Raw genomic sequence first — 15119 nt, 5'->3', positions numbered from 1 at the left:
GCGTTCCGTCCCGGCGAGCATTCCCCTCGACGTCGAGGGCGGAGAACCCCCGCGCAGGGCGGCGCGACGCGCACTGCTGGTGCGCCAAACGGCGCATCGGCCGCACGACGAGGCGCCCAGACGTCACGAGACTCGCACATGAGGCCCCGACGGACATCGACGGAGGCGGTCGCTCGTCAGTGGCGAAGAGGGACCCGGTACCGCGCCGTCGCACGTCCACCCACATCAGGCTAGGCTGTCGCCGCTCATGGCACGAGCGGCGACAGCCGCAGCGTTCAGACCTGCGAGTCTCCCGCGAGCAGCCGCCGGTTCCACCGCTGCTGCCACTCGACGTTGCCCCACCCAGGGTGGTGCGGCGCCGAGTTGGACCCGACGACCGTGCCCCAGACGCCGAGCTCGATGGCGCGGGTCATCGCGTGCTCGGCGATCGCCTGGCCGACAGGCCCGTCCTCGAACTCCGCCAGCAGCGGTGTGTACCCGATCCAGCCCTCACCGATGACGACCGGCGCATCGTGCCGCTCGCCCCAGCGCGCGTACACCTCGAGCCGGTCGTCGAGGGCCTGGACCATCGCCTCGCGCCACTGGCCGTAGTGCTCGTACAGCCACGCGTCCCACCGGGTCGTGTCGACCCAGTCGTAGCTGTAGAACATGCTGGTCGAGACGCCGGTCGCCGCGAGGCGCCACGGGTCGACCTTGCCCTCGTAGGTCGCCACGTCGGGGGCGTCCTCGCGCAGCAGCGACTGCAGCTCCGCGGACGGGAAGCCCTCGGTCGCCCGGACTCCGGCCCACTTCTCGAGCGCGCCGAGCACGCCGTAGATGTACACGTGGAAGTGCGCGACCTGGCCGTTGTCGGGGACGGCCGCGATGTCCAGGTGCGGCGGGATGCCGTAGCAGGGGGTGGCGAGGATGTCGGGGTGCCGGTCGCGCATCAGCGCGACGGCGGCCTCGACGTAGGGGCGCTGCGGCCAGAACGGCTCCTCCTGCGAGCCGCCGCCGGCGAGGACGAGCCGGCTGAGGTCGACCTCGTTGTGCAGCTCGGCGTAGGCGATCTGCTCGGCGAGGCCCTCGTCCTTGAGCAGCTGGACCAGGTCGGCCATCGCCTCGGCGAGGACGCGGTGCCGGTCGTCCGCGGGCACCGCCTTCAGCGCGTCGTACCACTCGGGCCCCTCGAGGAACGCGGGGCTCTGCTGGTACTCCCAGGACGACAGGATGACGACGCAGTCGTGCCGGCGTGCGGCCCGGAACAGCTCGAGCAGGTGGGCGCGCCCGTCCAGGACCGCGCCGCCCTCGGCGTCGTACCAGCGCGTGCGCTGCCCGACGTCCCCTCCCATGCCGACGAACCGCAGGGCGCTGGTGTCGATGCCGTGGTCGCCGAACAGCAGGAACGGCATCGCGCAGATCCGCACGGTGTTGTAGCCGCGCTCGACCGCCTCGGCGAAAGCCGCGTCGAGGTCGGCGAACGGCTCGCCGGGCGTGGTCTGGGTGTACCAGGTGAAGTCCCAGAGCGTGATGGTGAGGCGCTCGGGCAGGTGGTCGGGGACGCCGAGAGGACGGGTGACGGTCACGGGTCGTGCCTTTCGATCGGGTGCGAGGTGCGCGGGGGGTGGTGCGGCTCAGCGCGGCGGCTGGGCATCCCGGTAGGTGTCGTAGGCCAGGCGCCGGGTCGTCGAGTCCCAGCCGAGCAGGCCCATGGCGGAGATCCCGTTGAGGTCCATGTTGTAGCCGAGGCGCTGCTTGTAGTCCTTGAGCACCCAGTGCGTGTAGCCGGCGACGTAGGGGCGGGCGGTCACCTGCTCCCAGTGCGACGCGAGATTGGCGGCCTGCCAGTCCTCGGTGCCCTCCTCGTCGGCGCTGCCGCGCTGGCCGAGGTAGGACCAGGAGCCGTTCTCGGTGATGAGGATCGGCTTGTCCGGGTGCGCGGCGTGCACGGCGTCGATCGCGGGCCCGAGGTCCTCGTTGGCGCCGTAGAAGTAGCCGAAGTACTCGTTGAACCCGACGACGTCCGCCAGGTCGAACGCCGGGTCGTTCGTCGTGCTCGACGCCCAGGTCACCGGGCGGTCCTGGAGGTCGAGCGCGGTCACGGCCTCCTTCATGTCCTGCAGCCACGCCCGGTACACAGGTGCGCCGCCGGCGTCGATCTCGGACTCGTTCTGCAGCCCCCAGAGGATCACCGAGGGCCGGTTGTGCTGGTTCCAGGCCATCGTGGCCGCGAGCGCCCGGGACAGCCCGTAGCTCTCGGTCTGCAGGCGCTGCTGGTCGGTGTTCAGCCACATGTTGTCGACGTCGTCCATCATGAAGACGCCGTGCTCGTCGGCCCACCGGTAGGCGTAGGGGTGTCGGTTGTAGACCGAGTTGCGCAGCAGGTTCACGCCGAGGTCCTCGGCGTGCCCGAGCTCGTGGTCGTACTCCGCGGTCGTCATCGACCGTCCGCTCGCGCCGGTCTCCTCGTGCCAGTTGAGCCCCTTGAGGAAGACGGGCTCGTCGTCCACCAGCAGCGACGCGTCGGCGACGTCGACCGAGCGCATGCCGTAGGTCGTGGCGAGGCGGTCGACGGCAGGGCGCTGCGACTGCTGCGGGCCGGTGCGGAGCTCGGTCACGAGGTCGTACGTCTGCGGGGCATCCGTGGTCCAGGCGGCGGCGCCGGGCAGCGCGGTCTGGGCACCGACGACGCGAACCTCCCCCGCGGCGAGCCGGACCGGGACGGCCACCGGCGCGGCACCGGTCCCCTCGCCGGGGTGGAACCGGACGTAGCCGGTGAACGGGCTGTCGCCGGTGTTCTCCACGACGGCACGGGCGTCGAGCTCGCCGTCCTGCGCGGACACCAGGGTCTTGGCCACCGTCACCTCCGGCACGGCCTCCAGGCGCACGGACCGGGTGATGCCGGCATACGGCCAGTAGTCGACCGGCTTCCACGGGATCGCGTACGGGTCGGTGACCGGACCGGTACCCGTCACGTAGTCCTCGAAGGACGCGCGGCGCTCGGCGCGGACCACGATCGTGACCTCGCGACCGGGCCGCAGTAGGTCGCCGACCGGCAGCGCGAACGGCGTCTGCCCGCCCTCGTGCGCGCCGGCGAAGGCGCCGTCGACCCAGACGTCGGCCCGGTAGCTGACGGCGAGGAACGCGAGCCGGACGTGGTCGGAGCGCCACGACCGCGGGACGCTCACGGTGGTCCGGTACCAGGCGGCGCCGTCTTGGAACGCGGTCCCGGTGCCGAAGTCCGTACCGTCGTAGCCGTCGAAGCCGGGGGTGTCCTTCAGGTCCCAGGAGGACGGCACCTCGATCGAGTCCCAGCCGGTCCCGCCGGCACCGGGCTGCTCCCAGCCCTGGTCGCGGCCGACGTCGTCCGGGTCGAACCGGAAGTCCCACGTCCCGTCGAGCGCGAGCGCGTCCCGGGTGCTCTCGTCGGTCTCCCACTGGTCGAACGCGGGGACGACGTGGTCGTACTGCAGCAGGACGTTCGTGCCGTCCACCTGCTCGATCCGGGTCGCCGCGGGCTCGTGCCGGGCGGCCGGATCGGCATGGTCGGTCTGGTCCGCGGCGGCGCCGGGCGCCAGGGCGAGGGTCGCGGCGAGCGCCAGGGTGCCGGCAGCCGCTGCTGTGGTCGTGCGGGGCGGTCTCATCGGTGAGTCCTCACGTACGGGTGGTGCGAACGGTGGGAGAGGGCAGCGGTCAGCCCTTGACGCTGCCCTCGGCCAGGCCGCCCCGCCAGTACTTCTGCAGCACGACGATGGCGATCATCAGCGGGACCACGGACAGGAAGGCGCCGCCGACGGTGAGCTGGTAGAGCTCGGGCAGCCGGTCCGCGAAGGAGTGCCAGGAGGTCAGGCCGAGGGTGACGGGGTACAGCTGCGGGTCGGACAGCATCACCAAGGGCAGGAAGTAGTTGTTCCAGATGCCGACGAACTGGAACAGGAACACGGTGACCAGGGCTGGGGTGAGCAGCCGGAGAACGAGGGTGCGGAACACCCGCACCTCGCTCGCGCCGTCGATGCGGGCGGCCTCGAGCACGGAGTCGGGGACGCCGGCAGCGGCGTAGATCCGGCACAGGTAGATGCCGAACGGGCTGACCACGGACGGCAGCAGCACCGCCAGGTAGGTGTTGCCGAGCCCGAGCTGGCTGAACAGCAGGAACAGCGGCAGTGCCAGTGCCGTGCCGGGGATCAGGACCCCGGCCAGGATGGTGTTGAACACCGCCTCCCGCCCGCGGAACTCGAACTTGGCCAGCGCGTACCCGCCCATGCTCGCCAGGGCGGTCGCGATCGCCGCGCCGACGCCGGCGTAGAGCACGCTGTTGAGCACCCAGCGCACGTAGATGCCGCCGTCGTAGGTCAGCACGTGCCGGATGTTCTCCAGCAGCCGGAAGTCCGAGAACCAGAGCCCGAACGACCCGAACAGGTCACCGGTGTCCTTGGTGGCGGCGACCGCGAGCCAGTAGACGGGCACCAGGAAGTACAGCGCGCAGACGGTCAGCAGCCCGATGACGACGATGCGCCACGTCAGTGACGACCGCCCGCCCGCCCGTCCGGTGCGGCGCCTGCGGGCCAGCCGCGTCGGCGGGACGGCGGGCGGCGTGGCGCCCGCCTGCTGGGTGTCGGTCACGAGGTCGGTGGTGCTCATGCGTCCGGTCCCTTCCGTCCGACCAGCTTGAGGAAGCCGAACGACAGCACGCACGCGACCAGGGCGAGGATGACGGCCTGGGCCGCGGCGAGGCTGTAGTTGTTGTTGACGAACGCCTGCGTGTACGCGGCCAGGTTGGGCGTGTAGCTCATGCTGATCGCGTTGCTGACCGGCCGGAGCACGAGCGGCTCGGCGAACAGCTGCAGGCTGCCGATGATGGTGAACACCGAGGTCAGCACGAGCGCCGGCCGGATGAGCGGCAGCTTGATGCGGCGCACGATCTGCCACGCGTTCGCCCCGTCGATCCGGGCGGCCTCGTACAGGTCGGCGTCCACGGACTTGAGCTGCGCGACGATGATCAGCACGTTGTAGCCGGCGAACTGCCAGGTGACGATGTTCAGGATCGACCACAGCACGGTGCTGCCGCCGAGGAAGTTCACGTCGATCCCGAGCGACCCGAGCACGTCGACGATCGGGCTGACCCCGGGCACGTACAGGAATCCCCAGAGGATCGACGCGATCACGCCGGGCACCCCGTACGGCAGGAAGTACGCGCTGCGGAAGAACCGCACCGCGCGGGCCGAGGCGGAGTCGAGCAGCAGCGCGAGCGCCGTCGCCAGGCCGATCATCACCGGCACCTGGACCAGGCCGAACACGCCGACACGGACGAGGCTGTCGACGAACGCCGAGTCGGAGAGTGCGGCCTGGTAGTTGGCCAGGCCGGCGAACACCCGCTCGGAGCCACCCATACCGAGCGGTCCGGTGCGGACGGTGGTGAGCAGGCTCTGGTAGATCGCGTAGCCGATCGGCAGCAGGAACACGGCGACGTAGAGGACGAAGAACGGGGCGAGGAACCCGGCCGCTGCCCGGCCTCGCCGCTTGCTGGGCGTCATGGACATGACTGCTCCTTGGTGTCGGTCACCCGCCGCCCCGGCGTCGCACCTACACGTGCGGCGCGGCGGGGCGGCGGGTGACGCCTCACGGTGCGGTGGCCTGCAGCCCCTTGGCCTCGAGGTCGGCGATGGTCTGGGCCTGCGCCTGCTCGACCGCCTCGACGAAGGTGCCGTTGCCGGCGATCGCCTTCTGGAACCCGTCATTGAGGTGCTGGTAGGTGGCGGCGGTGGTCGGGACCCAGGACCAGTCGCGGTCGATGGCCTGGTCGGCCTCGGCGAAGACGTCGTTGATCTTCTGGCCGCCGAAGAACTCGTACTCCTGGTCCAGCGACGACCCCTCGAGCGCGTCGGCGGCAGCGGGCCAGCCGTACCCGCCGTCGATCAGCAGCTCGATGCTCTCCGGGTCCGTGTTCAGCCAGACCGCGAACTTCATCGCCTCGGCGGCGTAGTCCGTGCCGGTGACGACCGCGGTCGACGAGCCGCCCCAGTTGGCCGAGGCGAAGTCGCCACCCTCGTCCCACTGCGGCATCGGCGCCACGCGCCACTTGCCGGCCGTGTCGGGGGCGTTGCCGGCGATGATCGCGTCACCCCACTGCGCGCTGACCCACGCGGCGATCCGGCCCTGCTGCAGGTCGCTGTACCAGCCGTTCGCGAAGTCGGGGTCGGTCTTGACGAGGTCGTCCGCGACCATTGCGTCCCAGTACTCCGCCACCTCCCGGGTGGCCTCGTTGTCGATGTCGACGGTCCACGTGTCGCCGTCCACGCCGAACCACTGCCCGCCGTTCTGCCAGGCGAGCGCGGTGAACCACGCCGAGTTACCCGGCGGGAACGTGGAGATGTACGCCTCCGGGTCGGCCGCGCGCACCTGCTCCGCGGCGGTGCGGAACTCCCCCCACGTGGTGGGCACCTCGATGCCCCACTGCGTGAACAGGTCCTCACGGTAGAAGAGCCCCATCGGGCCGGACGCCTGCGGGATCGCGTAGACCCCGTCGCCGAAGACGCCCTGCTGCCACTGCCAGTCCACGAACTCGTCCGCGTACTCGTCGGCGCCGTAGTCGGCCAGGTCGACCAGGCCGTTCTCGAGCAGGAACCCGGGGATCTCCTGGTACTCGACCTGCGCGAGGTCCGGGGCGCCGGTGCCGGCCTCGAGGGCGGAGTACATCTTCGCGTAGCCGCCCGCGCTGCCGGACGGGATCTGCTCGAGCTTGACCTGGACGTCCGGGTTCTCCTCGTTCCACAGGTCCACGGCCTTGTCGACGCCGGGGACCCAGGACCAGAACGTCAGCTCGATCTGCTCCCCCGGGGCCCGGGTGCCGGCCGGGGCGGCCTCCTCGGAGCCGCTGCCGCCGCCGCACGCTGCCAGCAGCAGCGCGGTCATCCCCGCCGCGGTCAGCGCGGTCAGGCGCCGGCCCGTCGTCGTTCGTCGTGCCGTCATGGGACTGTCTCCTCTCGTACCGCGCGGGCGCCGTCGCCCGCGCGGGTGGTGCCGTGGTGCGCTCAGGGCCGGACGGCGTCCGGCGCCCGGGTTTCCGCCAGCTCGCGCCGCAGGTCGAGGGCCCGCACGTCCGCCGGGTCACGCGCGAGCACGTCCTCGGCCCCGGTGGCGGCCTCGTCGAGGTCGCCGTCCAGGACGGCGAGCTGCGTCTGCAGCAGCCGGGCCCGCGTCTCCTGCGCCGCCTGCAGGTCCTCGGTGAACAGCAGCATCGCGGGCAGCGAGGTCGCGAAGTAGTCGACCCGGGCGGGCGTCCTGCGCAGCTCCGCCACGTAGGCCCGGAGCCCCTCCACCAGGGCGACTGCTCCGTCGTCGTCGGCCAGGCGCCGGCACGCGAGCACGGAGAAGTAGGTCATCTCCGAGTACGGCACGGTGCTCATGCCCTGGAAGTCGCCGGCGGACGTCGCCGCCCGCAGCCACGCCTCGCGCGCCGCAGCCTCGTCGCCGGCCGCCGCGCGCGCGTCGCCGAGCGCCAGCAGCAGGTGCGAGCAGTTGGCGAGCAGGTGCCGCGCCTCGCCGAGGTTGGCCGGCGGGTCGAGGGCGTCCTGGAGCAGCGTCACCGCGCGCTCCGGCTCGCCGTCCGCGAGCGCCGCGCGGGCCAGTGCGAGCAGCGCCTCCTCCCACGCCTGCAGCACCTGGCCCTCGCCGCCCTCCCACGGCTGGAACTGCCGGCCCTGCATGATCCGGCGGGCGTCGTCGGCCCGGCCGACCGCGGTGAGCAGCTGCACGTGCTCGACCGTGAGGTCGTCCCGGCGCCGCACCGCGTCAGCTGCGGCGTCCAGCCGGTCCAGCCGCTGCTCCGGAGCCTGGCGCGCCCGCTTCGCGAGCTGGTCCGACTCGTACACCAGGCGGGCGTCGTCCGGCGCGAGCTCCAGGGCGCGGACGTACCAGCCGGCCGCCGCCGCGGCGTCGCCCCGGACGTTGTGCGCCGCGACGGCCAGGTTCCGGCGCACCACGACGTCACCGCCGTCGATCGCGACCGCCCGCTCCCAGGCGGCGATCGCGTCCTCGTACCGGCGTTCGGCGTACAGCCAGTGCCCGAGCAGGGCCGGGACCCGCGCGTCGTCGGGAGCGCGCTCGCCGACCCGGTAGAGCATGTCGACGTCGTCCAGGCGGGACGCGAAGCAGTAGGTGTCGTCGGCGGCGCGGGCCGCGGCCAGTGCCGCCTCGGCCTCGGCGCTGCGGCCGGCCCGGTGCAGCAGGTCGCCGCGGTGGTAGTGCGCCAACGGCGCGACGCCGACCTGCCCGGGGAGCGTCGGCAGTGCCGCCGCGTGCGCCAGCAGCCGTAGCGCGGCGTCCGTCTCGCCGACGGAGGCGTACTCGAGCGCGACGTCCACGCAGGTCGGCGCGTCGGCCTGCACCGGCTTCCCCGCGAGGTCACGGGCCCACCAGTCGAGCGGGTCGGTCGCCAGCGTGCCGGCCAGCAGCGCGGCCGCCTCGTCGTCGCGTCCCCGGCGGCGCAGCAGCACGGTCGCGAGATCGCGGGCCTGCAGCTGCTGCCCGTCCAGGCCGAGCACCTCCGTCACCCGGGCGAGCGCGACGTCGTCGCGGGACGCACGTGCGTCCAGCCGCGCCATGGCGACGCCGGACGGCACCCGCCACGCGCCCGACCACGCCGCCTTGCCGTACGCCTCGTGCGCCTGGTCCAGCCGGCCGGTGCGCTCCAGGACCCGCCCGAGCTGGTAGAACGCCTCGCCATCGGCGGGGTTCGGGTTGAGCGTGGTCTGCCGGCCGATCGCGGCGCGCAGGTGCTGCTCGGCCTCGGCGTACCGCCCAGAACGCAGCCGCCGCACGCCGAGCGCGAGGTGCGCCCGGCTGTCCCCCGGGTCGCGGCGCAGCGCCTCGAGCCAGTACGGCTCCGGGGAGCGGGTCGCGTGCCGGTACTGCGCCAGGTGCGTCGCCGTCAGGTGCAGCTCGTCCGCCGAGGCGATGTCGGCGGGCGGCGCCGGCTCGCGCGCCGGGTCCGGCACGCCCACCCGCTCCGGCGCGGGGCGGTGCCGCCAACGAACCAGCTCTCGGCCGTCGTGCCGCACGACGAGCGTCAGGTCGGTCGGCTGGTGCACGCCGCCCAGCACCACCTCGTCCACGAGCGCGCTGCCCGGGTCGGCGTCGGCGGTCCGGGACCACGCGGTGGTGCCGTCCGCAGCGATCAGCTCGACGTGGACGCCCGCACGCGGCGCGGTCACGGCGACCCCGACGGCGACCCGGGTCCGTCCGGGCTCGCCGTCCGCGGGCGCGACGTCGAGCCGGACGGCCGCGGCGAGGGTCGCCTGGTGCACCGGGCCGATCTCCTGGAACGGGTACCAGTACTGGCTGAAGCTCTTCGTCTCACCCGGCGCGATGAACGTGAAGTCCGGCTGGTTGTCGGTGAAGACGCCGGCCATCAGCTCGACGTACGGCCCGTCGCCGTCGGTGAGGTTGTCATCCCACGCCCAGCCGAAGGGCGCGTTGCCCCAGGTCCACTGCTTCTTGCCCGGCGCGATGCGGTGGTCGGCCCAGTGCACGAACCCGGCGCCGACGCCGTGGTCGTAGCCGCCGAAGAAGTCGTCCTCGGTGCCGAGGCACATGTAGGAGCTCGGCACCGGGATGTTGCGGTACCAGTCGATGCGGTCCGCGTCGGGCCGGTCTGCCGTGACGCGGTCCGGGTAGTCCACCCCGTAGTACGGGCGGTCCGCGGCCGGGAACGCCGTCACCGCGCGCTTGGCGTGGTCGGCGACGTAGTGCACGTCGGTGGGGAAGAACGACTGGTAGTCGTCGTTCACCTTCGCGGCCGTGTTGGCCCACCACAGGAACGTCTGCACGTCCTCGGTCCGGTTGAACAGCCGGACCCGCAGCTCGATCAGGTTGCTGCCCGGGCGCAGGCGCACCCCGTGCATGCCCTTCATCCGGGCGAACGGGTCGTGGTCCGAGCACCACACGGTGACCGCGCCGTCGTCCTCGTGCTCGATGTACGCGTCCGACGGCAGGAAGGTCGCGGGCCGGTGGTGCTGCGGCCAGTTGAGCTCGACACCGCCGGAGATCCACGGCCCGGCCAGCCCGACCAGCGCGGGCTTGATGACGTTGTTCCGGTAGAAGAAGTCGTACCCGTTCGACTTGTCCAGGCCGACGTGGATGCGGCCACCCAGCTCCGGCAGGATCATCAGCCGGACCCACTCGTTCTCCAGGTGGATCGCGTCCCACTGCCGTGGCGCCTTGTCCGGGCTGATCCGCTCGTGGAACGGCAGCGGGTAGATCCGGCCGGACGACCCCTGGTAGACGCGGCTCTCGAGGTAGGCCGGGTACCGGTCCGGGGCGTCCGGCAGGTACGTGTCGATCGTGACGGGCTCGCGCCAGCCGGCGACCGCGGCACGGGCGAGGGCCGGCGGCACCGGCGGGAGCTGGAGGCGGGACTCTTCAGCGAGCATGCCGCGACGCTAAGCCGGGTGCCGGGGCGCCGAGAATGTGTGATCCTGCGATCCTCATGGACGAATCGACGATCTCCGCACGCGACGAGGCGAGGGCCCGGCGGATCCGGGACGGCTTCCCCGGGCAGCGCATGCGGGTGCTCCCCCGGCCGCTGATCAGCCAGGCGGCGGCGTCACCAGCGACGTCGCAGCTGCTCGTGACCGACGTCGGGTTCTTCCCCCGGGCGTCCTCGCACGGCCGGGTACGCGGGAAGGGCGCCCCGCAGCACATCGTCATCGTCTGCGCCGCCGGCCGGGGCACGTGTCGCCTGCCGTCGGGGACGCACGCCGTGACGGCCGGCCAAGCGCTGCTGATCGCCGCGGGCACCCCGCACGTGTACGAGGCCGACCTCGACGACCCATGGACCATCTGGTGGTTCCACGTCGTCGGGCGCGCTGTGCCCGAGCTGTTCGCCGCGACCACCGCGAGCACCGAGCGTCCCGTGATCGGGCTCGGCGACCCGCCCCGCGTCCTCGCGCTGATCGACACGATGATCCGGCGGATGGAGCGCGACGAGACGATGTCCAGCCTGGTCGCCGCGTCCGGTGCGGCCTGGCACGCCCTGGCGCTGCTCGCGGCCGACCGGCGGGCAGTCGGGGCGTCGGCGCACGACCCCGTCGAGGGGACGCTCGAGTTCTTGCGGGCGAACTTTTCCGAGCGCAGCTCGGTCGGCGAGCTGGCGGAGATGGCCGGGCTGAGCCGCTCGCACTACGCCGCCCGGTTCCGCCGGGCTACCGGCTTCGGGGTGCTGGAGTACCAGACCCGGCTGCGGATGGCCGCCGCGCGCGAGCTTCTGGACACCACCGACCGCACCGTTTCGTCGATCGCGCAGCAGGTCGGGTACGCCGACGCCCTCTACTTCTCCCGGCAGTTCCGCCGCATCCACTCGACCAGCCCGAGCGAGTACCGGAGCCACGAGCGCGGGTGAGCGCTCAGTTGCTGATGGCGGGTGCCCGGCGGATGTAGATGGGGTCGTCGACCTGCGCGGCGGTGAACGCGGCGATGTCGGCGCGGCTGACCGCGAAGCCGAGCTTGTCGGTGCCGAAGAAGCCCACGCGGGTCGGCGCCTTCGGGGTGTTCTTCGGCGCGATGAACCGCACGATGGTCCAGTCGAGGTCGGACGCCTTGACCGGGTCGGTCATGCCGATGATCTCGTCGTAGGCGCGCCGCATGAAGGTGCGGGGCATGAAGCCGATGAGCCGCGTCACCATGGTCGGCGTCTCGTGGGGGTCCAGGACCGCGGGGGTCGCCTGGCCGATGTACCGGCGGACACCGTGCCGATGCATGGCCTCGAGGATGTGGCGGGTGCCCTCGACCAGCGGCAGGCCGGTTGCCTTGCGGTCCATGCTCGGCCCGAGGGCGCTGACGACGGCATCGGCGCCGGCGACGGCGCTGTCGATCGCCTGGGCGTCGGACATCTCCCCGACGACGACCGTGACCCGGGACTTCCAGGACGCGGGGACCTTGCCGGCGTTGCGGGCGTAGGCGGTGACGGTGTGGCCGCGCTCGAGGAGCTCGGTGACGGTGAGGGAGCCGATGGCGCCGGTGGCGCCGAAGACGGTGACGTTCATCGGGGTGGGGCCTTTCGTGGTCGTGCGGGAGGGTGTCCGGAGGGGCCCGCACGAGCGGTGCGAGCCCCTCCTGCCGGGCTGGTTCGGGTCAAACCCAGCGGCGCAGGGTCGTCTCGACCGGCTCGGTGGGGCGGCCGATGAGGCGGGCGAGGTCGCCGGGGGTCGGCGCGAGGGCGCCGTCGCGCATGTTGCCGTTGAGGGCGACCATGAAGCCGGCGGTGCCCGCATCGAGCCCGAAGGCCAGGAGCTGCTCCTGCTCCTGCTCGGGCGTGAGCGCCTCGTAGCGGACGGGGGTGCCGAGCACCTCCTGCGCGGTGGCGGCGAAGTCGGCGTAGCTCCACGCGACGTCACCGGACAGCTCGTAGGCACGGCCCTTGTGGCCGGGGGTGGTGAGCACGACCGCAGCTGCCTCGGCGAAGTCCTTGCGCGAGGCGGTCGCGAGGCGGCCGTCGCCGACGGAGTTCGCGATGACGCCGCGGTCGCGGGCGGCGCCGAAGTCCTGCTGGTGGTTCTCGGTGTACCAGCCGTTGCGCAGGAACGTCGCCGGGATGCCGGAGGCGGTGATGAGCTCCTCGGTGGCCTTGTGCTCGGCGGCCAGGCCCAGGATGGTCGTGGGCGCCTGCAGCGCGGAGGTGTAGACGAGGTGCGCGACGCCGGCGCGACGCGCGGCCTCGATCGCGTTCCCGCGGGGCGCGAGCGCCTGGCCTGGCATCCCGACCGAGATGAGCAGCAGCTTGTCCGCACCGGCGAGTTGGGCGGCGGTCGCGTCGACGTCGTCCAGGTCGAGGGGCGCGGTGCGCAGGCCGCGCTGGGCGAGGGCGGTGAGACGCTCCGCGTCGCGCCCGAGGGCGAGGAGGTCGGCGGCGGGGACGCCGCGCTCGAGCAGGGCGTCGACGGTCAGGCCGCCGAGCTGGCCGGTGGCGCCGATGATCGCGATGGTCATGGGAGTAGTTCCTTTCGCGGGTGCTGCGGTGGGGGTCAGAGGGTGGCGAAGCGGGCGACGGCCACGAACAGCGCGAGGAGCAGGAGCACCGCGTTCATCGGGATGACCTTCGCCTCCTTGCGGCGCACGTGGACGGCGATCGCGAGGGCCTGCACGACGACGAGGCCGGTGGCCGCGATCGGCGTCAGGACCGGCGCGATGCCGGTCAGCCACGGCAGGATCAGGCCGATACCGCCGAGCAGCTCGGCGATGCCGATGAACCGCACCGTGCCGGCCGAGTAGTCCTGCGCCCACGGCAGGCTCTGGTCGAGCTTGGCCTTCGGCTGGGTGGACTTGGTGATGCCGGCGCCGATGTAGGCGACGGCGAGCAGTCCGGAGGTGATCCAGAGAGCGATGTCCATGAGGAGTGGCGTCCTGTCGTCGTACCGGAGCGGACGTTCCGCTTTGCCGACCCTAACACGGTATCCGGAACGGCTATTCCACTAAGCGGGTAGGCTGGCGTCATGAGTGATCACACGAGCACGGAAGCCGAGAGCAGAGGGCGACGCTGCCTGCGCGCGGACGCCGAGCGGAACCGGGCGCGCGTGGTCGAGGCGGCCCGGGCCGCGTTCGCCGAGCAGGGGCTGGAGGTCTCCACGAACGAGATCGCCCGCCGCGCGGGCGTGGGAGTGGCGACGCTGTTCCGCCGGTTCCCCTCGCGTGACGAGCTGATCGGCGCGGTGTTCGCCGACAAGATGGCCGGCTACGCCGCCGCTGTCGAGGACGCCCTGGCCGACCCGGATCCCTGGCGCGGGTTCTGCGGGTACATCGAGCGGGTCTGCGCGATGCAGGCCGACGACCGCGGCTTCGCGGGCGTGCTCACCATGACGTTCCCCAGCGCCCCCGCCCTGGAGGCCGAGCGGAACCGCTCCGCTCACGCGCTGACCGAGCTGCTCGACCGGGCCAAGGCGACAGGCCGGCTCCGGCCCGACTTCGTGCACCAGGACGTCCCGCTGGTGCTCATGGCCAACGCCGGCGTCGTGTCCGCGACCCGCGACGCCGCCCCTGGCGCCTCGGCGCGCCTGGTCGGCTACCTGCTCCAGTCGTTCACGGCGAGCGCGGCCGAGCCCCTGCCGCCCGCACCGAGCCGTGGGCAGATGTACCGGGCGCTCATCCGGGCCGGCGGCGGGGCGCACGCGGTCCCGGCGTGAGCGGACGCACGAGGGCCCGCGGTACACGCGGGCCCTCGTGCCGGTCAGACCAGCGGGCGCAGGCCGTCGACCAGCGAGGTGGTGGGCCGGCCGAGCAGGCGGGCGAGGTCTCCGTTCCGGTAGCTCATCGCCCCGGCGCGCATGCCGGCGTCCACGTCGACCGCCATCTCGGCGTAGGGCGTGGGCACACCCGCCGAGGTGAGCGTCGCCAGGTGCTCCCCGGCGCTCACGGGCCGGTACTCGACGTCCCGTCCGAGCACCTGGGCGAACGCCGCCGCGAGGTCGTCGTACGTCCACGCGACGTCGCCGGACAGCTCGTACGTGCTGCCCTCGTGCCCGTCACCGGTCAGCACGACGCCCGCGGCCTCCGCGAGGTCGGCGCGCGCGACGGACGCCACCGTGGCGTCGCCGGCACTGGACAGCAGCACCCCGCTCTCCCGGGCCGCGGCGAGATCGCCGGCGTAGTTCTCGATGTACCAGCCGTTGCGCAGGATCGTGAACGGGACCCCGGCCCCGCGCACGTCGGCCTCGGTGACGGCGTGGGCCGCGGCGAACCCCAGGGGGTTGCCCTCCGCCCGCAGGCCGCTGGTGTAGACCAGGCGACCGGCGCCGGCCCGCACCGCCGCGGTGACCGCCTGCTCGTGCTGCACGTTGCGGCGCACGAGGTCCTTGCCGGAGACCAGCACGAAGGTGTCACCGGTGGCGACCGCCGCCTCGACGGTCGCCGGGTCGTCGTAGTCCACGACCGCGGTGCGGACGCCCGCGTCGGCCAGGTCCCGGACGGCCTCGAGCGAGCGGGCACCGGCGACGATCTCCGTCCCGGGCACGCCGCGCCCGAGCAGGTCGCGCACAATCAGGCGGCCGAGGTGTCCGGAGGTGCCGGTGATGACGAAGGACATGGTGCGGATCACTCCTGGTGGCTGGCGCAGCGGGCCCCGGTGGCCCGCCATCACCCACCCAACCGGG

General features: G+C 72.8%; 12 protein-coding genes. 2 read left to right on the top strand and 10 right to left on the bottom strand.

What is annotated here, in order from left to right; translation table 11 throughout:
• Window positions 1–275: 275 nt before the first annotated feature.
• The 6 genes from ACWPWW_RS11885 to ACWPWW_RS11860 all read right to left on the bottom strand — a co-directional run bounded on the left by ACWPWW_RS11885 (window position 276) and on the right by ACWPWW_RS11860 (window position 10409).
• The gene (locus ACWPWW_RS11885; RefSeq protein WP_454050583.1) at window positions 276–1565 is read right to left on the bottom strand and encodes a cellulase-like family protein; all 1290 of its coding nucleotides are present in this window, start codon (window positions 1563–1565) and stop codon (window positions 276–278) included.
• A 48-nt stretch (window positions 1566–1613) separates the two neighbouring features.
• The gene (locus ACWPWW_RS11880) at window positions 1614–3623 is read right to left on the bottom strand and encodes a glycoside hydrolase family 2 protein (protein ID WP_454050582.1); all 2010 of its coding nucleotides are present in this window, start codon (window positions 3621–3623) and stop codon (window positions 1614–1616) included.
• A gap of 49 nt (window positions 3624–3672) precedes the next feature.
• Window positions 3673–4620, bottom strand: coding sequence for a carbohydrate ABC transporter permease (locus ACWPWW_RS11875; RefSeq protein WP_454050581.1), 948 nt, complete (start codon window positions 4618–4620; stop codon window positions 3673–3675).
• Window positions 4617–5519: a carbohydrate ABC transporter permease gene (locus ACWPWW_RS11870; RefSeq protein WP_454050580.1), complete on the bottom strand. Its 903-nt coding sequence runs from the start codon at window positions 5517–5519 to the stop codon at window positions 4617–4619. Before ACWPWW_RS11870 ends, ACWPWW_RS11875 begins: the two co-directional genes overlap by 4 nt.
• Before the next feature lie 79 nt (window positions 5520–5598).
• Window positions 5599–6948 carry an ABC transporter substrate-binding protein gene (locus tag ACWPWW_RS11865; RefSeq protein ID WP_454050579.1) on the bottom strand — a complete coding sequence of 450 codons (1350 nt, stop codon included), beginning with the start codon at window positions 6946–6948 and terminating at the stop codon, window positions 5599–5601.
• Window positions 6949–7010: 62 nt separating this feature from the next.
• Complete coding sequence (locus ACWPWW_RS11860; protein WP_454050578.1) at window positions 7011–10409, bottom strand: DUF5107 domain-containing protein; 3399 nt, start codon at window positions 10407–10409, stop codon at window positions 7011–7013.
• Between the two features lie 56 nt (window positions 10410–10465).
• Here ACWPWW_RS11860 and ACWPWW_RS11855 point away from each other — a divergent pair, with 56 nt between their 5' ends.
• On the top strand, window positions 10466–11377 hold the full coding sequence (locus ACWPWW_RS11855) for a helix-turn-helix domain-containing protein (RefSeq protein ID WP_454050577.1): 912 nt from the start codon (window positions 10466–10468) through the stop codon (window positions 11375–11377).
• Window positions 11378–11381: 4 nt separating this feature from the next.
• Here ACWPWW_RS11855 and ACWPWW_RS11850 read toward each other — a convergent pair whose 3' ends face one another.
• From ACWPWW_RS11850 to ACWPWW_RS11840, 3 genes are all read right to left on the bottom strand, one after another.
• Window positions 11382–12020 (bottom strand): NAD(P)-dependent oxidoreductase, encoded by a 639-nt coding sequence (locus tag ACWPWW_RS11850; protein ID WP_454050576.1) that lies wholly within the window; start codon window positions 12018–12020, stop codon window positions 11382–11384.
• An 88-nt stretch (window positions 12021–12108) separates the two neighbouring features.
• Window positions 12109–12963 (bottom strand): SDR family oxidoreductase, encoded by an 855-nt coding sequence (locus ACWPWW_RS11845; RefSeq protein WP_454050575.1) that lies wholly within the window; start codon window positions 12961–12963, stop codon window positions 12109–12111.
• A 35-nt stretch (window positions 12964–12998) separates the two neighbouring features.
• Window positions 12999–13364 carry a DoxX family protein gene (locus tag ACWPWW_RS11840; RefSeq protein ID WP_454050574.1) on the bottom strand — a complete coding sequence of 122 codons (366 nt, stop codon included), beginning with the start codon at window positions 13362–13364 and terminating at the stop codon, window positions 12999–13001.
• 102 nt (window positions 13365–13466) lie between these two features.
• Here ACWPWW_RS11840 and ACWPWW_RS11835 point away from each other — a divergent pair, with 102 nt between their 5' ends.
• Complete coding sequence (locus ACWPWW_RS11835) at window positions 13467–14153, top strand: TetR/AcrR family transcriptional regulator (RefSeq protein ID WP_454050573.1); 687 nt, start codon at window positions 13467–13469, stop codon at window positions 14151–14153.
• Between the two features lie 44 nt (window positions 14154–14197).
• Here the strand turns inward: ACWPWW_RS11835 and ACWPWW_RS11830 are convergent, their stop codons facing one another.
• Window positions 14198–15052, bottom strand: a complete 855-nt coding sequence (locus ACWPWW_RS11830; RefSeq protein ID WP_454050572.1) for an SDR family oxidoreductase — start codon at window positions 15050–15052, stop codon at window positions 14198–14200.
• Between the last annotated feature and the right edge of the window lie 67 nt (window positions 15053–15119).

Source organism: Cellulomonas sp. Marseille-Q8402 (genome assembly GCF_965119525.1).
The sequence above is the reverse complement of the archived record's forward strand: the minus strand, read 5'-3'. Positions and strand labels throughout refer to the sequence as shown.